Consider the following 20,176-nt stretch of genomic DNA (forward strand, 5'->3'; position numbering starts at 1 on the left):
TCACCGATCCGCATCTGCGGCGGCACAATTGTTTCTGAACCGCGGATGCGGGATTAGGCTGCCCTGTGTGACTCGACCCGAACCGCCCAGCTACCGCGTCGCCGAGGCGGCGGTACTGCTCGGTGTGAGTGATGACACAGTCCGGCGGTGGATCGACGGCGGCCAACTCGGCGCGGGCACCGACACCGCGGGGCGCAAGGTCGTCGACGGGGCCGAACTGGCCGCCTTCGCCCGGGCCCAGGCCACCGCCGTGCCCGACCCGTCCGGGGTGGGCCGCTCGGCCCGCAACCGGTTCGTCGGGCTGGTGACCTCCATCGTGCAGGACCGGGTGATGGCCCAGGTGGAGATGCAATGCGGGCCGCACCGGGTGGTCTCGCTGATGAGCACCGAGGCGGTGCACGAGCTGGGGCTGGCCCCCGGCTCGCTGGCGGTGGCCGTGGTCAAGTCCACCCAGGTGATCATCGAGACCCCCGGAGGCAGTTCGTGAAACGAACGATCGTGCTGGTCTGCGCCGCGGCCACCCTGCTCGCCGGGTGCGGCGGCGGGGCGAGTACCGGCAGCGGGCCCAGCAGCACGGCCGCCCAGCAGACCGGCACGGTCACCGTGCTGGCCGCGGCCTCGCTCACCGCCTCCTTCAACCAGCTCAAGACCCAGTTCGAGGCCGCGCACCCCGGCGTCACGGTGAAGATCTCCTACGACGGTTCCGCCGCACTGGTGCAGCAGATCACCAACGGGGTGGGCGCCGACGTGTTCGCCTCCGCCGACCAGGCCAACATGGACAAGGTGGTCAAGGCGGGGCTGAACGACGGGGCCCCGCAGGTGTTCGCCCGCAACAAGCTGGAGATCGCCGTGCCGCCCGCCAACCCCAAGGGCATCGCCGGGTTCGCGGACCTGGCCAAGCCGGGGGTCGTGCTGGTCGTGTGCGCCGACCCGGTGCCCTGTGGCGCGGCCACGAAGAAGGTGTCCCAGGCCACCGGGGTCACCCTGCACCCGGCCAGCCAGGAGACCGCCGTCACCACGGTGCTGGCCAAGGTGCAGGCCGGTGAGGCGGACGCGGGCCTGGTCTACGTCACCGACGTCAACTCCGCGGGCAGCAAGGTCAAGGGCATCCCGTTCCCCGAGGCGGACAAGGCCGTCAACGACTACCCGATCACCGTGCTGCGCAACGCGCCGCAGTCGGCGCTGGCCAAGCAGTTCGTGGAGTTCGTGCGCGGCGGCAAGGGCCACGAGGTGCTGGGCAAGGTCGGCTTCGAGACCCCGTGAGCCGAGGTTTTCCCAAGCTGCTGTGGATTCCCGCGCTGATCGCGCTGGGACTGGTGGTGCTGCCCGTGATCGGCCTGCTGACCAGGTCCGATCTCGGGCAACTGCCCGCCCTGGTCACCTCGCCCGCCGCGCTGGACGCCCTGTGGCTGTCCGTGCGCACGGCCGCGATGTCCACCGTGCTGTGCCTGCTGCTGGGCGGCCCGCTGGCCGTGGTGCTGGCCAGGGGCAGGTTGCCCGGCCTGCGCCTGCTGCGCGCGATCGTGCTGCTGCCGCTGGTGCTCCCACCCGTGGTCGGTGGCCTCGCCCTGCTGTACCTGTTGGGGCGCAACGGGTTCGGCGGTCAGCTCCTGGAGGCCACCCTCGGCGTGCGGCTGACCTTCACCACCGCCGCCGTGGTCGTCGCGCAGACCTTCGTCGCGATGCCGTTCCTGGTCATCGGACTGGAGGGTGCGCTGCGCACGGCGGGGGAGCGCTACGAGGCCGTGGCCGCCACGCTCGGCGCCGCACCGCTGACCGTGTTCCGCCGGGTCACCGTGCCGCTCCTGTTGCCCTCGCTGGGATCCGGCCTGGTGCTGGCCTTCGCCCGCGCACTGGGCGAGTTCGGCGCCACGATCACCTTCGCGGGCAGCCTTCAGGGCACGACCCAAACCCTGCCGCTGCTGGTGTACCAGCTCTCCCAGTCTGATGTGGACGGTGCGGTGGCGGTGTCGCTGCTGCTGGTGGTGCTGGCCGTCGTGGTCATCGCGGTGGCCCGCCCGCGCGCTGTGGAGGGGCGCCTGTGAGCGAACCATCAGGCGCTGGGCCGAGCGTCGGCGAGGTGCGGCGATGAGCGAGCTTTCCCTTGACGTCACGGCAAGTCGTGACAAGTTCAGCCTTGAGCTCGCGCTGGATGTGCGGCCGGGCGAGGTGCTCGCCGTGCTGGGCGGCAACGGCGCGGGCAAGTCCACCCTGCTGTCCGTGCTGGCCGGGTTGCTGCGCCCGGACCGGGGCCGCATCGAGCTGTCAGGCCGTGTGCTCAACGACACCGCCAAGCGTGTGCACCTGGCGCCACACCGGCGCGGTGTCGGCCTGCTCGCCCAGGACCCGTTGCTGTTCCCGCACATGACCGTGCTCGCCAACGTCGCGTTCGGACCCACCTCGCGGGGAACCGCCCGCCGCGCGGCACTGGACGCGGCCCGGCACTGGCTGTCCGAAGTGGACGCCGCCGAGTTCGCGGATCGCAGGCCCGGCCAGCTTTCCGGCGGGCAGGCCCAGCGCGTGGCCGTCGCCCGTGCGCTGGCGGCCGAACCCGAGCTGCTGCTGCTGGACGAGCCGTTCGCCGCACTCGACGTGGACGCCGCGCCCGCACTGCGCGCGATGCTGCGCCGCGTGCTGCGCGGCTCCCGGCGCACCACCCTGCTGGTCACCCACGACCCCCTGGACGCGCTGGTGCTCGCCGACCGCGTGATCGTGCTCGCCGAGGGCCGCCTCGTGGAGCAGGGCGCCACCCGGCAGGTGCTCGGCACGCCGCGAACCCGGTTCACCGCCCGGATCGCCGGGCTGGACCTGGTCGCGGGCACCGCGGACCCCGCTGGCCTGCGCGCCCCCGACGGCACCCTGGTCACCGGCCTGAGCCAGGACCCGATCCCGGCGGGCGAGCCCGCGGTGGCCGTGTTCGCCCCCGCCTCGGTCGCGGTGCACGCCACCAGGCCGCACGGCAGCCCGCGCAACGTGTGGCCCGCCGTGGTGGCCGGGCTGGAGCCGCACGGGGACGTGATCCGCCTGCGGGCGGTGGCCGCGCCCGGCGGGCCGCCCTGGGTGGACGGGCTGGCCGCCGACCTCACCCCGGCCTCGGTCGCCGACCTCGCGCTGGAACCGGGGGGCAGCGTCTGGCTGGCCGTGAAGGCAACTGAGGTGGCCCTGCACCCGGTGGCCGGGGGATCATGACGTCATGGCCGTGAGCTGGAACTACCTGATGGACATGGACGGCGTGCTCGTGCACGAGGAGCACATCATCAGCGGCGCCGACAAGTTCCTCGCCGAGCTGCGGGAACAGGCCGTGCCGTTCATGCTGCTCACCAACAACTCCATCTACACCCCGCGCGACCTGCGGGCCAGGCTGCTGCGCACCGGGCTGGACGTGCCGGAGTCGGCGATCTGGACCTCGGCGCTGGCCACCGCGAAGTTCCTGGACACCCAGCGGCCCAACGGTTCGGCCTACGTCATCGGCGAGGCCGGGCTGACCACGGCGCTGCACTCCATCGGCTACGTGCTGACCGACAGCGACCCGGACTACGTGGTGCTCGGCGAGACCCGCACCTACAGCTTCGAGGCGATCACCAAGGCGATCCGGCTGGTCGACGCGGGCGCCCGGTTCATCGCCACCAACCCGGACGAGACCGGCCCCAGCCGGGAGGGCCTGCTGCCCGCCACCGGCTCGGTGGCCGCCCTGATCGCGCGGGCCACCGGTCGCGAGCCGTACTACGTGGGCAAGCCCAACCCGCTGATGATGCGCTCGGCCCTGCGCGCGATGGGCGCCCACTCGGAGAACACGCTGATGATCGGCGACCGGATGGACACCGACGTGCGTTCCGGCCTGGAGGCGGGCCTGCAGACGATCCTCGTGCTCTCGGGCATTTCGGGCGCCGACACCGTGGAGCGCTTCCCGTACCGGCCCACCAAGGTCATCGACTCCATCGCTGACCTGGTCGGGCGCGCGAGCGAGCCGTTCTGACCCGAGTTGTCCACAGGCGCCGAGTTGTCCACATGTGGATCTTCGGCAAGATCAACTAGGGGGCGGCGCGGGTAGACTGGAGCTGGGGACGCCCCCCGAGGAGTGGTGGGGGACGCACTTCAGAGGTCGGCGGCCTCCTCGCACCACATCCGCACCACGGGGGTCTCCCCGCTGGCCAGCGGGGCGCCGTTGAGCCGGTCGGCCAGCCGCTCGGCGCGGTCGCGTACCAGTTCCGCCCTGCGCGCGAGGCTGCCGTGGCCGCCGTTCTGCTCGGCGGCCAGCCGGTCCAGCAGGTCGGCACGTAACCGCAGCCACCGCACCTGCTGCCAGGCGCTCCAGTCGCGCTCCGTGCTGATCTGGCGCATCGCCTGGTCCAGCGCGGCGGCGACCCGCTCCGCGTCACCGTCCGTGTTCACGTGCTTGCTCACGGGCGTGAGATGCCAACCTCGTTGATCTCGTACGCCAGAGCGGCCGAAACTCACCCTGCTGGGGGACATTCACCGCTCGCCGGGTTGCCCTGCGCCGCGCTCGGGGCACCGCCTATCGTCGTCACCGTGAGCGACGATGAGCGGGACCATTCGGTGTACGTGGTCGGCGACGTCCATGGTCACCTCGACAAGCTGATCGCCGCACTGCACGAGGCCGGGCTGGTGACGCGGGACGGCCACTGGGCGGGCGGCCGGAACCGGCTGTGGTTCCTCGGCGACTTCGTGGACCGGGGACCGGACGGCATCGGGGTCATCGAACTGGTCATGCGGCTGGGCGAGGAGGCGACCACCGACGGCGGGCAGGTGCACTCGCTGCTGGGCAACCACGAGGTGCTGCTGCTGGGCATGCACCTGTTCGGGGACACCCCGGTGCCCTCCGACTACGGCTTCCGCAGCTTCGCCCGCAGCTGGCACCTCAACGGCGGCCAGCTCGCCGACCAGACCCGGCTCACCGACCGGCACGTGCGCTGGCTCACCGACCGCCCCGTGGTGGCCGTGGTCGGTGAGGACCTGTTGCTGCACTCGGACACCACGGCGTACCTGAACTGGGGCGAGACCGTCGAGGAGGTCAACGAGGCGGTCAGCGGGGTGCTGCACGGGCGCGACCTCACCGCCTGGTGGGACTGCTGGCACCGGATGACCACCCGCTACGCCTTCCGCGGCGCGACCGGGGCCGATGCCGCCGACCAGCTGCTGACCCGCTTCGGCGGCAGCCGGATCGTGCACGGCCACAGCATCATCGCCGACCAGCTCGGCATCCAGCCCGCCGAAGTGGACGGACCGCACTCCTACGCGGAGGGCAAGGCGCTCGCTGTGGACGGTGGCCTGTTCGACGGCGGGCCCTGCCTGGTCGTCGAGCTCTGACACACCCCCGAGCGGGGGTGGCCGCGCGCACCCCGGCGGGCCAGGATGGTCCGATGGTCGCGCTGCCCGCCTACGCCTCAGGGACCTCCGAGGTGCCGCTGCTCGGCGACACCATCGGGGACAACTTCGATCGAACGGTCGTGCACTTTCCCGACCGGGACGCGCTGGTGGAGCACGCCACCGGCCGCCGCTGGACCTACGCGCAGCTGAAGGCCGAGGTCGACGCCGTGGCGCTGGGCCTGGCCGCCCGCGGCATCGGCAAGGGCGACCGGGTCGGCATCTGGGCGCCGAACTGTGCCGAGTGGACGTTCGTCCAGTACGCCACGGCCAAGATCGGCGCCATTCTGGTCAACATCAACCCCGCGTACCGGGTGCACGAGCTGGAGTTCGTGCTCAACCAGTCCGGGGTCGTGGCGCTGGTCGCCGTGTCCTCGTTCAAGACCTCCGACTACGCGGCCATGATCGAGCAGGTGCGCCCGCGCTGCACCGCCCTGCGCGACGTGCTGCTGATCGGGAGTACACAGTGGACAGAGCTGGTCGAGGCCGGTCGCGCGGGGGATCCCGCGGCGCTGGCCGCCGCGCAGTCGGCCCTGTCACCCGATGACCCGATCAACATCCAGTACACCTCGGGCACCACCGGGTTCCCCAAGGGCGCGACCCTGTCGCACCACAACATCCTCAACAACGGCTACTTCGTCGGCGAGCTGTGCGGCTACACCGAGCAGGACCGGGTGGCCATCCCGGTGCCCTTCTACCACTGCTTCGGCATGGTCATGGGCAACCTCGGCGCCACCACGCACGGCGCCTGCATGGTGATCCCGGCGCAGGCGTTCGACCCCAAGTCCACTTTGGACGCCGTGCAGGCCGAGCGCTGCACCTCCCTGTACGGCGTGCCGACGATGTTCATCGCCGAGCTGTCCCACCCCGAGTTCGACAGCTACGACCTGTCCAGCCTGCGCACCGGCATCATGGCGGGCTCGCCCTGCCCGGTGGAGGTGATGAAGCAGGTCATCGACCGGATGGGCATGCGCGAGGTGACCATCTGCTACGGCATGACCGAGACCTCGCCGGTGTCCACGCAGACCCGCGCGGACGACTCGGTGGACCGCAGGGTGTCCACGGTCGGCCGGGTGCACCCGCACCTGGAGGTCAAGGTGGTCGACCCGGGCACCGGGCTGACCGTGCCCCGTGGCGAGCAGGGGGAGCTGTGCACCCGCGGCTACTCGGTGATGCTGGGTTACTGGGGCCAGCCCGACAAGACCGCCGAGGTGATCGACGCCGCGCGCTGGATGCACACCGGGGACCTGGCCGTGATGGACGAGCAGGGCTACGTGGGCATCACCGGGCGGATCAAGGACATGGTGATCCGCGGCGGGGAGAACATCTACCCGCGCGAGGTGGAGGAGTTCCTCTACACGCACCCGGACGTGCTGGACGCGCAGGTGATCGGCGTGCCGGACGAGCGCTACGGCGAGGAGCTGATGGCCTGGATCCGGATGCGGCCCGGGGCCGAGCCGATCACCGCCGAGGTGGTCCGCGAGTACTGCGCTGGCAAGCTGGCGCACTACAAGGTGCCGCGCTACGTGCACGTGGTGGACGAGTTCCCGATGACGGTCACCGGCAAGATCCGCAAGGTGGAGATGCGCGAGCGGGCTGCGGAGATCCTCGGTCTGTCCTGACCGTGGCGGCGAACCAGACGATCGGGGGGTAGCGGCGCGGTTGCGAAGCTGGACACTGTGCGTACCGGTACGGTGACCCTGCGCCGCACTGTCCCGCCGTGCCGGCCCGCGTCAGACCTCGTCGGAGGAGAGCCAGCATGGCCCCACGATCCCTGCTCCGCATCGCACTCGGAGTCACCGCGTTGTTGTTGCCCGCCGCCGTGCTCGGCGGCGCGGCGGCCGCGACACCCGGGGACGACACCCCGCTGATGTGGCGGGTCCCGGTCACCGGAAACCAGGCCGCCCAACTGGTGTCCGCCGGTTTCGACGTCGCCGAGAGCGGTGGTGACGGCTCGGTCTTCGTTGTGGGCAACCAGACCACGGCCACCGTGCTGCGCCAGCTGGGGTACCAGCCGACCGTGCACGACACGATCTACAAGGATCTGCCCTCGGCCGCCGAGCAGCGCAGCCTGGCCGGGGACACCTTCTACGGCGGCTACCACACGGTGCCCGCGCAGGAGGCCCACCTGCGGCAGGTGGCCAGTGCGCACCCGGACCTGGCCACCACCTACGACGTCGGCGACTCCTGGCTGAAGACCAAGAGCAAGGGCGGCCACGACATCCAGGCCATCTGCCTGACCAAGAAGCAGTCCGGCGACTGCGAGCTGACCACCAACTCGAAGAAGCCGAAGTTCGTGCTGATCGCCCAGATCCACGCCAGGGAGATCGCCACCGGTGAACTGGCGTGGCGCTGGATCGACTACCTGGCCAACGGGTACGGCAGCGACAGCCAGGTGAAGTCCATTCTGGACAGTACCGAGGTGTGGGTGGTGCCGATCGCCAACCCGGACGGGGTGGACATCGTGGCCTCCGGCGGCAACTCGCCGAAGATGCAGCGCAAGAACGCCGACAACTCCCGTGGCGGCTGCACCGGCACCGACGTGGGCATCGACCTGAACCGCAACTCCACGTTCCACTGGGGTGGGGACTCGAACTCGCCCTGCGACGAGACCTACCAGGGGCAGGTGAAGGGTTCCGAGCCCGAGGTGAAGGGGCTGGAGAGCTTCTTCCGCGCGATCTACCCCGTGCAGCGCGGCACCGGGGACAACGACCCGGCGCCGGACACCGCGCGCGGCACGATGATCACCCTGCACAGTTACGGCAACGACATCATCGTGCCCTGGGGCTGGACCGAGGATCCCTCGCCCAACGACAAGGCACTGCGCGCGCTCGGCCAGAAGATGGCCGCTGGCAACGGATACGTGGTGGACACCAACGGCGGCACGGTCGGGTACATGACCACCGGCACCACCGACGACTTCACCTACGGCGTGCTCGGCGTGGCCAGCTACACCATCGAGGTCGGCCCGAGCAGCGGTGGCTGCGGCGGCTTCTTCCCACAGTTCTCCTGCCTGGACAGCAAGTTCTGGCCGGAGATGAAGGGTGCGTTCACCGCCGCCGCGGTGGCCGCCGGGGCTCCGTACCGGCAGTAGCCAGTCCCGCGAGCACCAGCGAGCACACCGCCTCGAAGGCGTCCTGCACGCCCGGCTGGTCCCACGACCCGGAGTGCACCGGGTTGTGGAACCGGTCCGTGGCGTCCCAGACGGCCCGAGCGGTGACCAGCGGGTCGGCGGCGGTGAACTGCCCCGCCGCCACCCCGTCGGTCAGGATCCTGGCCAGTTGCCCGACCATGCGCTCGATGTGCGCGAGGACCGGCTCGGAGGTCGTGGCCTCCAGCGACTGGTAGGTCGCGAACATCTCCGGGTCCTCGAAGGCCTTCCTGCGCTTGGCCGCGAACAGGGCGGTCAGCCACTCGTGCAGCCGCTGCGGTGCCGGGGTGTCGCTCTCGGCGATCTCGGCGAGCCCGGCGTGCGCCCGCTCCAGCCAGTTGCTGGTCACCGCCGCCCGCAGCGCCGCCTTGGTCGCGAAGTGCCGGTACACGCTGCCGTGGCTGACGCCGAGGGCGCGGGCCACGTCGACCACTGTGGCCTTGCTCGGGCCGTACCTGCGCAGGACCTCCTCAGCCGCCCGCAGGATCTGCTCGGCGGTGAGGGCTGAGTCAGCCACGGCTTTCGCTGTCGAGGTCCTTCATCGCAGCCGCAGCATACCTGTCACCTGCCGCCGCACCGGCCGGAACCGCCTGCTCGATGGCGGTCAGGTCCGCCTCCGACAGGTGCACCTCCAGTGCGCCCAGCGCCTCGGCCAGCCGCTCCCTGCGGCGCGCGCCGATCAGCGGGATCACGTCCTCGCCGCGGGACAGTGACCAGGCGATGGCGATCTGCGCCACCGTGACCCCCTTGGCCTTGGCGACCTGCCGCAGGGCCTCCACCAGGCGCAGGTTGTGGTCCAGGTTCTCGCCCTGGAACCGCGGGCTGGCACTTCGGAAGTCGCCCTGTCCGCTGGTGTGGCCGGAGGTCCAGTGCCCGGAGAGCAGGCCGCGGGAGAGCACCCCGTAGGCGGTGGTGCCGATGCCCAGTTCGCGGCAGGTGGGCAGGATCTCCCGCTCGATGTCGCGGGACAGCAGTGAGTACTCGATCTGCAGGTCGCTGATCGGGTGCACGGCCGTGGCCCGGCGGATCGTCGCGGCCCCCACCTCGGACAGCCCGATGTGCCGCACGTACCCGGCCTCGACCAGTTCCGCGATGGCGCCCACGGTGTCCTCGATCGGCACCTGCGCGTCCAGCCGGGCGGGCCGGTACACGTCGATGTGGTCGGTACCCAGCCTGCGCAGGCTGTAGGTGAGGAAGTTCTTCACCGCGGCGGGCCGCGCGTCGTAGCCCAGCCACTCCCCGGCCGGACCGCGCAGCGCGCCGAACTTGACGCTGATCCGCACGCGTTCGCGGCCCGCCTCGGTCAGCGCCCTGCCGATGAGCAGTTCGTTGTGGCCCATGCCGTAGAAGTCGCCGGTGTCCAGCAGGTCCACACCCGCGTCCAGCGCGGCGTGCACCGTCGCGATGCTCTCCGTCTCGTCTGCCGGTCCGTACATGCCGGACATGCCCATGCAGCCCAGTCCGATCGCGGAGACCTTCGGGCCGGTGCTGCCGAGTTGGCGAGTCTGCATGTCGTCTCTCCTCGTGTCGTGTGCCGACACAAGTATGGGTTGTGGGCTGACAGATTTCAATATCTGTCAGCTGGCGAGGTTGTCCACAGGCGGCGAGTTGTCCACATGTGGATCTTGAGCAAGATCAGGTGTCGGGGGTGGGCGGTAGACTGGACTCGGGGTCGCCCCCCAGGGAGTGGCGGGGGATGAGCTGGTGGGAGCGTGACGATCCGCTCCAGGAGTCCACCGTGGATGTTCACTCGACCGTGTGGCCGGTTACCCGTTGCGCTGCGCAGGGTGAAAACGATTAACGGGGTGACGGGGAACCGCACCCAGGAGGTCGAGTGAGCCATCGGGACACGCCGCCCAGCGGTGGCGGCTGCTTCGCACTCGTGCTGTTCGTGCCCGCGGCGGGCGTGGCCGCACTGGTGGCGGTGGCGACACTGCTCGGCGGCCAGGACGAGGCGGCCCCGGCAGGTCGCACGGCGCTGCCGGTGCACACGACGACCTACACCGTGCCGAGCCAGGTGGCCAACACGAGCACGGTGACGGCGGAGAGCTCGGCGCCGCAGCAGCTGGTGATGCGCGAGCGCGTCGGCACGGACAAGCCGAGCAGCACGACCGCGGCGGCGCCGACGACGACAAAACCGGCTGCGGTCTCGATTCAGGTGGCCGTACCGCCGGTGGCGACCATGACGGTCACGGTCGAGGTGCCGACCGTCCTCGCCGCGACGACCACCAGCGCGGTCAAGCCGACGCAGCAGACCGCCGAGCAGCACAAGCCGGAGTGCAAGCGTGGGGACGAGTGCAGGCCCCAGTCGAAGCCGCAGCCCCCGCGCCATCCCAAGCGGTGATCAGCGGGTGATCCCGGTGTGGCCGAGCGAGTAGCGGCCCGGCTGCGGCCAGACGCACAGGCCGTGCGGGCCGTTGCCCACCGGGATCTTCTTGATCAGCGAGCCGTCCTTGGTGGACAGCACGTAGACGACCCCGTTGTAGCGGCCGGACAACCACAGCTGCGAGCCGTCGGCGGTCACGTTGCCCATGTCCGGGCTGCCCCTGCCGGGGATCTGCCACTTGGTCTGCACCTCACCGGTGTAGGCGTTGAGCACGCTCACGCTGCCCTCGTGCCGGTTGGTGACGTAGAGCTGCTTGGCGTCGCGGGACAGGTACAGCCCGTGCGCCCCGTGGCCGGTGGGGATGAACCGCAGCACCTTGGTGGCGGCCCCGTCGAGCACCCACAGGCCGTTCGCGTCCGAGTCGGCGATGTAGTACACCGAGCCGTCCGGGGCGAGCTTGATGTCCTGCGGGCCCATCACGGTGTGCCGCTGCGGCATGTCGATCATCCGCAGCAGCTTGTGCGTGGCCACGTCGATCACGGCGGCCCGCCCGGCGAACTCGCAGGTGAACACCGCGGTCCTGCCGTCGACGCTGAAGTCGGCGTGGTCGATGCCCGCGCAGTCCGGGGTGGCGGTCTCGTCCTGCACCTTCCAGCTCCGCGGGTCGTACCAGACCAGCTTCTTCAGCCGCTCCGCCACCGAGACCGCGGACTTGCCGTCCGGGGTGAAGTACATGTTGTACGGGTCGACGACGGGGAACTGCTTGCCGACCTCGCCGGTGGCCGGGTTGAACGGCAGCACGTGATCGCCCACGTCGTCGGTGGCGTACAGGGTGCGCATGTCGTAGGAGGGCACCACGTGCTGCAACTCGGTGCCCGCCTTGTGCTTGGCCACCACGGCGAAGGTGGCCGGGTCGATCACCCAGACCTCACCGGAACCGCTGTGCGGCACGTAGACCAGCGGCCTGTCCTGCTTGATCTTGTCCTCGACCATGCCCGCGCCGGTCGCCGCGTACACGTTGTGCGCGTCGGTCACCGGCGGCATGCCGGGTAGACCGTCCACAACGGACTTCGGGGTAGTCGGTGTCACCGAGGTCGGTGTCGTGGTGGCCGGCGGTGTGGTGGCCGGGGTCGTCTCCGCCTCGGAGGACGAGCAGCCCGCGGCCAGCACGGACACGCAGACGAGCGCGCACAGCGCCCGGAGTCGAACGGACACCCCTCACCTCAGCAATTCGGTGGTGGTCACCGGGGTCAGGCCCCGAGTGGCGAAATCGGCGAGAATCCCCGGCAGCGCGGCGATCGTGCCCTCGTGCCCGAGGTGCATGCTCACCACACTGCCCGCCTTGGCCGCCGCGGTGGCCCGCCGGATGGCCGCGGCTCCCGGATCGGTCCAATCCAGGGAATCCACGTCGTAGGAAAGTACACGGGCGTAGCCCGCCTTGCCCGCGGCCTCCAGCTCGCGCTGGGTCGCGTGCTGCCCCTGCGACTGGCGGAAGTAGTTGCCCGGAGTACCGGCCACAGTGGACAGTGCGTCCCGGCAACGCTCGATCTCGCCGAGCATCGGGCCGGGGGCGAACCGCTCCAGGTCCGGGTGGCTCCAGGTGTGGTTGCCCAGTTCGTGCCCGTGGTCGCGGACGGCTCGGATCGCGTCGGGCACGTCGCGCACCCAGCTGCCGACGGCGAACACCGTGACCTTCGCGTGGTGCTGGTCCAGCAGTGCGAGCACCCGGCGGGTGATGTCCAGCGAGCCCGCGCCGTGGAAGGTCAGCGCGACCTCGGGGCGGGCACCGCTGCCGCGCACGACCTCCACCGCGGGGCCGCCCGCGTGCGTGGTGGTCGTCGTGGGGGGCGGTGTGGTGGTCGTGGTCGGCGGGGGAGCGCTGGCTGTGGTTGTGGTCGGTGCGGGACCCGCCTCGGGCTGAGCGCCGCACGCCGTGAGCGCGGCGGCTGTCGTGACCGCGCCGTAACCGAGCGCTGCCCGCCGCGAAATGCGCCTCACCACTGGGTTCCCTCCTGCGACGTCGAGTGGGGCTCAGTCTCGCAGCTCGCGGACCCCGTCAGGACGACAGGGTCTGGTAGATGACGACCGCGTTCAGCCCGACCACGACGGTGGCGATCAGTGTGGCCAACACTGTGGTGAGGCGGGAGTTCACCGACTCGCCCATCACGGAGCGGAGCGAGGTCAGCACGACCAGCGGGATCAGCGCGAACGGGATGCCGAAGGACAGCACCACCTGGGAGACGACCAGGGCGCGGGTCGGGTCCAGGCCGATCACCAGCGCCGCGATCGCGGGCAGCAGGGTCACCACGCGGCGCGCCAGCAGCGGGATCCGCTTGCGCAGCAGGCCATCCATCACCACGGCACCGGCGTAGCAGCCCACCGAGGTGGAGGCCAACCCCGAGGCGAGCAGGCCGAACGCGAACAGCAGCGCCACCCCGCCGCCGAGCGCGTCACCGACCGCGCTGTGCACGCTGGTGATCGTGTCCCCGTCGGTGCGCCCGCGCAGCGAGGTCGCCGCGAGCAGCACCATGGCCAGGTTCACCGCACCGGCCAGCACCATCGCCACGCCCACGTCCAGCTTGGTCGCGCCGAGCAGCCTGCGCCGCACCGGTCCCGGTTCGGTGCCGCCGAACCGGTCCCTGGCCAGCGCGCTGTGCAGGTACACCACGTGCGGCATCACCGTGGCGCCGAGCATGCCCGCCGCGATCAGCACGCTCTCACTGCCCGCGAAGCGCGGCACCAGCCCGCCCAGCACCCCCGAGGGCGAGGGCGGGGCGAGGACCAGCCCGGCCAGGAAGCCGATCGCGATCACCAGCAACAGTCCGGTGATCACCCGCTCGAACGGCTTCTGCCCGGCGCGGTCCTGCACCGCGAGCAGCACGGTGGACACCACGCCGGTGATCAGGCCGCCGAGCAGCAGCGGCAGCCCGAACAGGATCTGCAGCGCGATCGCGCCGCCGAGCACCTCGGCCAGGTCGGTGGCCACGGCGACCACCTCGGCCTGCGCCCAGTACGCCAGCCGCACCGGCCCGGGCATCCGGTCCCGCAGTTGCTCGGGCAGCGACTGGCCGGTGACCAGGCCGAGCTTGGCGGACAGGAACTGCACCAGCCCGGCCATCACGTTGGACACCACGACCACCCACACCAGCAGGTAGCCGAACTGGGCACCGGCCTGGCTGTTGGTCGCCACGTTGCCCGGGTCCACGTAGGCGATGGCGGCCACGAAGGCGGGACCGAGCAACGTGACGCGTGAGCGCACCCGGGACGCGAGCGAGACCATTATTGCAACTTACTTTCAATAAGCCCCGCCGGTCCACCGCGCGCCTGCTCACAGCTGTGCGAGTTCCGCCTCATCCTCGGCACCGAACTGGTCCTCCAGCCGCTCGGGGGAGTAGTCCAGGTCGATCTGGGACACCGGTGTGCCCCGTGCCGACTCGATCGCGCCGAGCCTGCGCTGGGCTCGGTCGGCAGCGTAGGTGACGAACTCGTCCACGCCCAGGTCGAAGGCGTCGGCTTCGGTGTGGTCGAGCACCCACTGGATGGCCGACAGCGCGTGCGGCAGCAGCTCGCCCATGCGCTGCTGCACCACCTCCCAGTTGCCGTCCTCGGCGGCCACGTGCCTGCGGCAGGTGAAGGTGCCCCACGCCATGTGCCTGCGTTCGTCGTCCCCGATCCGCCGCACCAGTTCCTGCATGCCGGGCAGGATGCCCTTGGTCTTGCACACCTTGTTCCAGGCGTAGTAGCCGGTGAGCGCGAGCGTGCCCTCGACCACGTGGTTGTAGGTGACGCTGGCCCGGACCTGCGCCGCCGGGCTCGCGTCCCGCTCCAGCAGGCGCAGCGACTCCGGCAGCGCCTCGTAGAAGATCGAGCGGTACCCGGGGTTGTCCGCCACGTAGCCGTGCAGGTCCCCGGTCAGCCCGACCGCGTCCATCCAGCGCCGGAACACCTCGACGTGCTTGCTCTCCTCGAAGCAGAACTGGCTCAGGTACATCTCGTCGCCGAGCCTGCCCTCGGTGGCCATGGCCTTCAGGAAGGGCTGGATGTCCTCGGTGACCGCCTCCTCGCCCGCGATGAACATCGCGCACAGGTGGGTGGCGCTGTCCCGCTGCGCCTCGGTCAGCGCGGCCCAGTCCTCCGCGTCCCGGCTGAAGTCGATGTCGGCGGGGTTCCAGAACTTGGCGTTGCCCTTGGCGAACAGCCGCAACGGGAACGAGTCCCAGTTCAGCCCGCCGCCGCGCAGGGAGTGAAAGCCGGTGCGGTGCAAGGAGTTCACGCTCATGAGCTGTTGTCCTCTCGCAGTAGTCGGCGCATCAGGTCGGTGATCGTCGAGGCGGCCAGCGCGGGGTCCCCGGTGGGCATCAGCAGGTGGCTGACGGTCAGCCGGACCCCGGTCTCCGCGTACAGCAGGGCCTGTTCCGGGGGCAGGCCGGGGCGGTGTGCGAGCAGGTGCGCCGACAGCTGCTCGACCAGTGGCAGCAGCACCGGCAGCGCCCGCGTGGTCAGCAGCGGCAACAGGTCCTCGGCATCGGTGCCGGTGAGGATCGAGTTCACCAACCGGTCCTCGGTGGCGTGCCGCAGCGCGTAGTCGATGGCGCACTCGATGCCCGCGAGCAGGCCCCCGGCGGCGGTCAGCCGGGCGGCGATGCCGTCCACGAACTCCGCGGTCTTGTGCCGTGCGACCGCGGCCACCAGCTCGTCCTTGCCGCCGAACTCGTTGTAGACGGTCTGCCTGCTCACCCCGGTGGCCGCCGCCACATCGGCCATGCGCAGGCCCCGGAAGCCGCGTTCGGCCAGCAGCTCGGCGGTGGCGGCGAGCAGCTGTTCGCGCAGGCTGGCCCGCACCCGGTCGGCAAAAGATGTGACCTGACTCACGCCCTGAGCTTTACATATCCACGTTCTGTGTCAAGTGTTTGGACGTGATTTGACGCTCTGTCAAAGGCTAGGGTGCGAGGTGTGCCGTTGACCGTGGGCTTCGACCTGGACATGACGCTCATCGACGCGAGGCCGGGCATGGTCGTGGCCATGAACGTGCTGGCCGAGCAGACCGGTCTGCCGCTGGACGGCGAGTACTTCGCCGCCAACCTGGGGCCGCCGCTGGCGATGATCTTCCGGGGCTTCGGCGTTGCGGAGGAACTGATCCCTGACCTGGTGGCCCGCTACCGGGCGTCCTACCCGGAGCTGGTGATCCCCACGACGGTGGCCATGCCGGGGGCCGCCGAGGCGATGGCCGCGGTGCGCGAACTGGGCGGCCGGGTGCTCGTGGTCACCGGCAAGCACGGCGGCAACGCGCGGCTGCACCTGGAGGCCCTGGGCTGGCAGGTGGACCACCTGGCCGGGGAGCTGTGGTCGGCGGCCAAGGGCGTGGTGCTGGCCGAGCAGCACGCCTCGGTCTACGTGGGCGACCACGTCGGGGACGTGGAAGGTGCGCTGGCGGCCGGTGCCGTGCCGGTCGCGGTGAGCACCGGCCCGTGCGACGCGGCGGAACTGCTGGCGGCGGGTGCCGAGGTGGTGCTGCCCGACCTCACGGCCTTCCCGGCCTGGCTGGCGGACAACGCCCACCGGTTCGCCGAGCCGATGGCGGGCTGACTACTCGCGCTACTCGCGGGACCTGTTCTGCAGGAACACCGCGACCATGCCCATGGCGAAGCCGATCGGGCTCAGCAGCACCCCGACCAGGTTCAGCCACAGCGGCAGGTCGCGCACCCCGCTGGCGTACATCCCGAAGATCACGGCCAGTGCGACCAGGCCGATCGCGAACACCACCATGGACAGTGGCATCAACTTGCCGCCGGGCGCAGAGCGAGTCATGCGTTCAGCCTAGCTCGCGATTGACCCGACACGGTCGGCCATGCCCTACGCTTGAGGTTCGCGCCCTGGGCACGGTCCCCGGGCGCGTTCGCTGTGTGGAGCGGGAGGGTGAGGACAGTGCCGACCGGCAGGGTCAAGTGGTACGACGCGGAGAAGGGGTTCGGCTTCGTTACCCAGGACGGTGGCGAGGACGTCTACGTGCGCGCGTCCGCACTGCCGCCCGGGGTCGAGGGCCTGAAGACCGGTCAGCGCATCGAGTTCGGTATGGCCGAGGGCAGGCGCGGGCCGCAGGCGCTGTCCGTGCGGCTGGTGGACGCCCCGCCCTCGGTGGCCGAGGCCAAGCGCCGTCCCGCCGAGGAACTGCACGGCCTGGTCGAGGACATGATCAAGGTCCTGGAGGCCAAGATCCAGCCCGACCTGCGCAGGGGCCGCTACCCCGACCGCAAGACCTCCAAGCTGGTGGCCGAGATCGTGCGCGGGGTCGCGCGCGACCTCGACCCGTGATCAGCGGGCCGCCGAGAGCACCCAGGTCGCGTCGCTGGGGAAGCCCACCGTGCCGTCCGGGTTCTGCACCGCGAACGGGCTCAGCCGGTGCACCGTCGCGGTCACCAGCTGGTCCGCCGCGTCGGGCAGCGCCAGGGTGAAGGCCAGCCGGTCGCCCTTGATGAACAGCCCACTGCGCCCGACCTGCGACTTGCCCGCGCCGTCGCGGTACTCGAAGGTCACGGTCCAGACCTTGTCCCCGACCTCCTTGGGCACCGAGATCTGCACCGGCTTGCTCGGCGGCACCCGCAGCGCCGCACCGGCCTGCGGGTAGGCGGGGCACTCGCCGAACTGGCCGTTGCCGCAGTACAGGCTGGGGCCGGTCGCCGCCGACTGGCCTCCCGCGAAGAAGGTCACCTCCGGCGGGGGCGGCGGCGCGCAGGCCGTGACCGCGAGACCGGCGCCCGCCAGCAGCAGCGGCACAAGACGTTTCGAGCTCACGTGCACCGAGGTTACGTGGTGGGCAGGTGCGGCTCGGCGCCCGGTGCCGCCCTGCGGTTGCGCCGGGTCACCGGGTCCGGGTGCAGCGGCCGGTCCCCGCCCATGCCGGGGATCAGCGAGCTGCCGCGCCGGGTCATCGCCGTCTGCGCCAGGCCCACCGCCAGCAGCAGGCCGACCACGGCGAAGCCGATCCAGTACTCGGCGGGCAGCAGCACGCCCAGCGCCCCGCCGAGCACCCAGCCGAACTGCAGGATCGTCTCCGAGCGGCCGAAGCCCGAGGCCCGCGACTCCTCCGGCAGGTCGTCCTGGATGGTGGCGTCCAGGCTGATCTTGGCCAGCGCGCTGCACACCGAGGCCACCAGCGCGAGCAGCACCACGGTGGGGATACCGGGCAGCACCGCGGCCACCGCCGTCATGCCAAGGGCCGTGCCCAGGCAGCTCAGGATCACCTGGTCCGGCTTGCCGAAGTGCAGCCGCGCGCCGATCCCGTTGCCCGCGAAGTTGCCCAGCCCGGCCGCCGCGCCGATCATGCCGAGCAGCAGCAGCTGGTCGAACGGCGAGGAGTCGTGCTCGGTCTGCGCCTTGATCACGAACGCGGCGAACAGGGTGAGGAACCCGGTCAGCACCCGGATCGTGCCGTTGCCCCACAGCGCGACGACCACCTGCCTGCCCATCGGCTGCCGGGTCTTGCGCGGTTGCGCGCTCAGCGAGGCGGGCACCTCGCCCTCGGTGACCTCCACCCAGGACGGGATGCGCAGGCACAGCACGGCGTTCACCACGCACAGCACGGCGGTGAACCACAGCGCGCCCGGCGAGTTGAACAGCTTGGCGAAGCCCGCCGCGAACAGGCCGAACACCCCACCGGCGGCCAGCCCGAACACGGTCAGCCGGGCGTTGGTCTTCACCAGCGTGATGTCCGGCGGCAGTACGCGCGGTGTGACGGCGGCCTTGAGCACGTTGAAGGACTTGGACAGCACCATCGTGCCCAGCGCCGCCGGGTAGAGCAGCCAGTCGTCGAAGTGCAGCGCCATCACCACCGACAGCAGGGCCTGCCCGAAGCAGGACACCGCCAGCGCGATGCGGCGGCCGTGCTGGATCCGGTCCAGCGCGGGCCCGATCACCGGGGCGATCAGCGCGAAGGGGGCCACCGTGATCAGCAGGTAGAGCGCGACCTTGCCCTTGCTCTCCCCGGTCGCGGCGGAGAAGAACAGGGTGTTCGCCAGCGCCACGGCCATCGTCGCGTCGGTGGCGTAGTTCAGCATCACCGCCCAGGTCAGCGAGGCCAGCCCGGACTTGTCCGCCCCGTCGGCGTGCAGGGCGCGCTTGAACGCCTGCACGCTCTGCTGGGTGAGCTGCCTGCTGCGGAACACCGCGACCCTGGTGACGGTCAGCTTCTTCGGCAGTTGCGGGGCGCTGGCCGCCGTGGTGGGCGGATCCGCCGGTACGAAGCCGAGGTTGCTGGTCGGGTACGCGTTCGTCGGCGGTGCCGGAGGTGGTGCGGGTACCGCCGCGGTCTGGGCGGGCGGCGGAGCGGTCCGGTAGGTCGGCTGCTCCTGCTCGTCCTGCCACGGGTAGTGCGGCTGCTGGAGCGGACGGGTCACCGGCTTGGGCGCGCGAGTCCACTCGGCGAGGAACTCAGGGTCCTGCTGCACCGACTCCTTGCGCTTGCGGCTCGCACCACTCCACCCGCGCCGGGCGGGCGGCTGTTCGGGGGAACCGGGGCGGGTCACCCCCCAATCCTGCCGCACTACGCGCCCGGACGTACGAACCTCACCCGGTACGTGTCGGGCCAGTACTTGCCTGTGACCAGGAACTCACCGCCCGGCAGCGCCGCGATCCCGTTCAGCACGTCCTCGTCCGCGCTGCCCCCGGCCGGTCCCAGCGCGGACAGATCGGCCACGGCCAGCACCTGCCCGGTGTCCGGGTCGATGCGCAGGACCGAACGCGAGTGCCACACGTTGGCCCACACCGAGCCGTCCACGCACTCCAGTTCGTTGAGCTGACCGGTCCAGTGCACGGTCGTGCTGCCAACGGGTTGGAAGGTCCTCAGGTCGCGGAAGGTGAGCCGGTCACTGCCATCGCTGCTCACGAACCGGCTCCCGTCGTGGCACAGCCCCCAGCCCTCACCCTGGTAGCTCGCCCGCCCGACCTGGGTCAGGCTGTTCCTGTCCCACTCCAGCGCGACCCCCTGCTGCCAGGTCAGCTGCCAGATCCGGTCGCCGACAACGGTGATGCCCTCGCCGAAGTCCTCCGGGGCCAGCGGCACCCGGCGCAGCTCCCGCCCGGTCGCCGGGTCGAGCGCGCGCAGGCTCGACTGCCCGGCCAGTCCGGTGCTCTCGTACAGCACCCCGTCGGCCACCTCGTAGCCCTCGGTGAAGGCCGCACGGTCGTGCGGAAAACTCCCGAGCACCTCCACCCGCAGCACTTCGGTGCCGGACCGCGCCGCACACGAGGTGAGCAGCACCGCCGCAACTGCCAGCACGACCGTTCGCACACCGCAGAGCCTGACACGCGTGCGCCCT

At 71.0% G+C, this 20,176-nt stretch carries 23 protein-coding genes; 11 read left to right on the forward strand and 12 right to left on the reverse strand.

Annotated features, from left to right (window positions below):
• Positions 1-67 precede the first annotated feature (67 nt).
• From KALB_RS02815 to KALB_RS02835, 5 genes are read left to right on the forward strand one after another with little or no spacing between them, the layout of a single operon-like run.
• On the forward strand, positions 68-487 hold the full coding sequence (locus tag KALB_RS02815) for a TOBE domain-containing protein (protein WP_025354209.1): 420 nt from the start codon (positions 68-70) through the stop codon (positions 485-487).
• On the forward strand, positions 484-1,263 hold the full coding sequence (gene modA, locus KALB_RS02820) for a molybdate ABC transporter substrate-binding protein (RefSeq protein WP_025354210.1): 780 nt from the start codon (positions 484-486) through the stop codon (positions 1,261-1,263). Before KALB_RS02815 ends, modA begins: the two co-directional genes overlap by 4 nt.
• Positions 1,260-2,045 (forward strand): ABC transporter permease, encoded by a 786-nt coding sequence (locus KALB_RS02825; RefSeq protein WP_025354211.1) that lies wholly within the window; start codon positions 1,260-1,262, stop codon positions 2,043-2,045. The genes modA and KALB_RS02825 overlap by 4 nt, the downstream gene beginning before the upstream one ends.
• A 43-nt stretch (positions 2,046-2,088) precedes the next feature.
• Positions 2,089-3,189 carry a sulfate/molybdate ABC transporter ATP-binding protein gene (locus KALB_RS02830; protein WP_025354212.1) on the forward strand — a complete coding sequence of 367 codons (1,101 nt, stop codon included), beginning with the start codon at positions 2,089-2,091 and terminating at the stop codon, positions 3,187-3,189.
• 4 nt (positions 3,190-3,193) lie between these two features.
• Positions 3,194-3,976, forward strand: a complete 783-nt coding sequence (locus KALB_RS02835) for an HAD-IIA family hydrolase (protein WP_030111384.1) — start codon at positions 3,194-3,196, stop codon at positions 3,974-3,976.
• A gap of 119 nt (positions 3,977-4,095) precedes the next feature.
• Here KALB_RS02835 and KALB_RS02840 read toward each other — a convergent pair whose 3' ends face one another.
• Entirely contained in the window at positions 4,096-4,404 is a 309-nt protein-coding gene (locus KALB_RS02840) for a hypothetical protein (RefSeq protein ID WP_051913375.1), read from the reverse strand.
• A 126-nt stretch (positions 4,405-4,530) separates the two neighbouring features.
• On the opposite strand from KALB_RS02840, the gene KALB_RS02845 reads away from it, so the two are divergent.
• From KALB_RS02845 to KALB_RS02855, 3 genes are all read left to right on the forward strand, one after another.
• Entirely contained in the window at positions 4,531-5,328 is a 798-nt protein-coding gene (locus KALB_RS02845; protein WP_030111386.1) for a metallophosphoesterase, read from the forward strand.
• Positions 5,329-5,381: 53 nt separating this feature from the next.
• Positions 5,382-7,007 (forward strand): AMP-binding protein, encoded by a 1,626-nt coding sequence (locus KALB_RS02850; protein ID WP_030111387.1) that lies wholly within the window; start codon positions 5,382-5,384, stop codon positions 7,005-7,007.
• Between the two features lie 137 nt (positions 7,008-7,144).
• Positions 7,145-8,479 (forward strand): M14 family zinc carboxypeptidase, encoded by a 1,335-nt coding sequence (locus KALB_RS02855; protein WP_025354216.1) that lies wholly within the window; start codon positions 7,145-7,147, stop codon positions 8,477-8,479.
• Here the strand turns inward: KALB_RS02855 and KALB_RS02860 are convergent.
• Together KALB_RS02860 and KALB_RS02865 are read right to left on the reverse strand one after the other, a co-directional pair.
• Positions 8,436-9,053 (reverse strand): TetR/AcrR family transcriptional regulator, encoded by a 618-nt coding sequence (locus KALB_RS02860; RefSeq protein WP_025354217.1) that lies wholly within the window; start codon positions 9,051-9,053, stop codon positions 8,436-8,438. The two genes, KALB_RS02855 and KALB_RS02860, sit on opposite strands and share 44 nt — an antisense overlap.
• Entirely contained in the window at positions 9,046-10,047 is a 1,002-nt protein-coding gene (locus KALB_RS02865) for an aldo/keto reductase (RefSeq protein ID WP_025354218.1), read from the reverse strand. The genes KALB_RS02860 and KALB_RS02865 overlap by 8 nt, the downstream gene beginning before the upstream one ends.
• A 323-nt stretch (positions 10,048-10,370) precedes the next feature.
• Here KALB_RS02865 and KALB_RS02870 point away from each other — a divergent pair, with 323 nt between their 5' ends.
• The gene (locus KALB_RS02870; RefSeq protein WP_025354219.1) at positions 10,371-10,880 is read left to right on the forward strand and encodes a hypothetical protein; all 510 of its coding nucleotides are present in this window, start codon (positions 10,371-10,373) and stop codon (positions 10,878-10,880) included.
• Here KALB_RS02870 and KALB_RS02875 read toward each other — a convergent pair whose 3' ends face one another.
• The 5 genes from KALB_RS02875 to KALB_RS02895 are packed head-to-tail and all read right to left on the reverse strand — an operon-like array spanning position 10,881 to position 15,734.
• Positions 10,881-12,077, reverse strand: coding sequence for a YncE family protein (locus KALB_RS02875; protein ID WP_035976731.1), 1,197 nt, complete (start codon positions 12,075-12,077; stop codon positions 10,881-10,883).
• Between the two features lie 3 nt (positions 12,078-12,080).
• Positions 12,081-12,860: a polysaccharide deacetylase family protein gene (locus KALB_RS02880; RefSeq protein ID WP_162483059.1), complete on the reverse strand. Its 780-nt coding sequence runs from the start codon at positions 12,858-12,860 to the stop codon at positions 12,081-12,083.
• A 58-nt stretch (positions 12,861-12,918) separates the two neighbouring features.
• Positions 12,919-14,142, reverse strand: coding sequence for an Nramp family divalent metal transporter (locus KALB_RS02885; RefSeq protein WP_025354222.1), 1,224 nt, complete (start codon positions 14,140-14,142; stop codon positions 12,919-12,921).
• Between the two features lie 48 nt (positions 14,143-14,190).
• Complete coding sequence (locus KALB_RS02890) at positions 14,191-15,141, reverse strand: R2-like ligand-binding oxidase (RefSeq protein WP_025354223.1); 951 nt, start codon at positions 15,139-15,141, stop codon at positions 14,191-14,193.
• Positions 15,138-15,734 carry a TetR/AcrR family transcriptional regulator gene (locus KALB_RS02895; RefSeq protein WP_025354224.1) on the reverse strand — a complete coding sequence of 199 codons (597 nt, stop codon included), beginning with the start codon at positions 15,732-15,734 and terminating at the stop codon, positions 15,138-15,140. The genes KALB_RS02890 and KALB_RS02895 overlap by 4 nt, the downstream gene beginning before the upstream one ends.
• 81 nt (positions 15,735-15,815) lie before the next feature.
• Here KALB_RS02895 and KALB_RS02900 point away from each other — a divergent pair, with 81 nt between their 5' ends.
• Positions 15,816-16,448, forward strand: a complete 633-nt coding sequence (locus KALB_RS02900) for an HAD family hydrolase (protein WP_025354225.1) — start codon at positions 15,816-15,818, stop codon at positions 16,446-16,448.
• 9 nt (positions 16,449-16,457) lie between these two features.
• On the opposite strand, the gene KALB_RS02905 is transcribed toward KALB_RS02900, so the two are convergent.
• Positions 16,458-16,670 (reverse strand): hypothetical protein, encoded by a 213-nt coding sequence (locus KALB_RS02905; RefSeq protein ID WP_030111390.1) that lies wholly within the window; start codon positions 16,668-16,670, stop codon positions 16,458-16,460.
• A 117-nt stretch (positions 16,671-16,787) separates the two neighbouring features.
• Here KALB_RS02905 and KALB_RS02910 point away from each other — a divergent pair, with 117 nt between their 5' ends.
• Positions 16,788-17,174: a cold-shock protein gene (locus KALB_RS02910; protein WP_025354227.1), complete on the forward strand. Its 387-nt coding sequence runs from the start codon at positions 16,788-16,790 to the stop codon at positions 17,172-17,174.
• Here the strand turns inward: KALB_RS02910 and KALB_RS02915 are convergent, their stop codons facing one another.
• From KALB_RS02915 to KALB_RS02925, 3 genes are read right to left on the reverse strand one after another with little or no spacing between them, the layout of a single operon-like run.
• Positions 17,175-17,654, reverse strand: coding sequence for a DUF2771 family protein (locus KALB_RS02915; RefSeq protein WP_030111391.1), 480 nt, complete (start codon positions 17,652-17,654; stop codon positions 17,175-17,177).
• Between the two features lie 11 nt (positions 17,655-17,665).
• Positions 17,666-19,402 (reverse strand): MFS transporter, encoded by a 1,737-nt coding sequence (locus KALB_RS02920; protein ID WP_411931135.1) that lies wholly within the window; start codon positions 19,400-19,402, stop codon positions 17,666-17,668.
• Positions 19,402-20,148: a glutaminyl-peptide cyclotransferase gene (locus tag KALB_RS02925; RefSeq protein WP_030111393.1), complete on the reverse strand. Its 747-nt coding sequence runs from the start codon at positions 20,146-20,148 to the stop codon at positions 19,402-19,404. The genes KALB_RS02920 and KALB_RS02925 overlap by 1 nt, the downstream gene beginning before the upstream one ends.
• Positions 20,149-20,176 lie beyond the last annotated feature (28 nt).

Origin of the sequence: Kutzneria viridogrisea DSM 43870 (assembly GCF_000525635.1) — a bacterium.
Taxonomy (GTDB): Bacteria; Actinomycetota; Actinomycetes; order Mycobacteriales; family Pseudonocardiaceae; genus Kutzneria; species Kutzneria viridogrisea.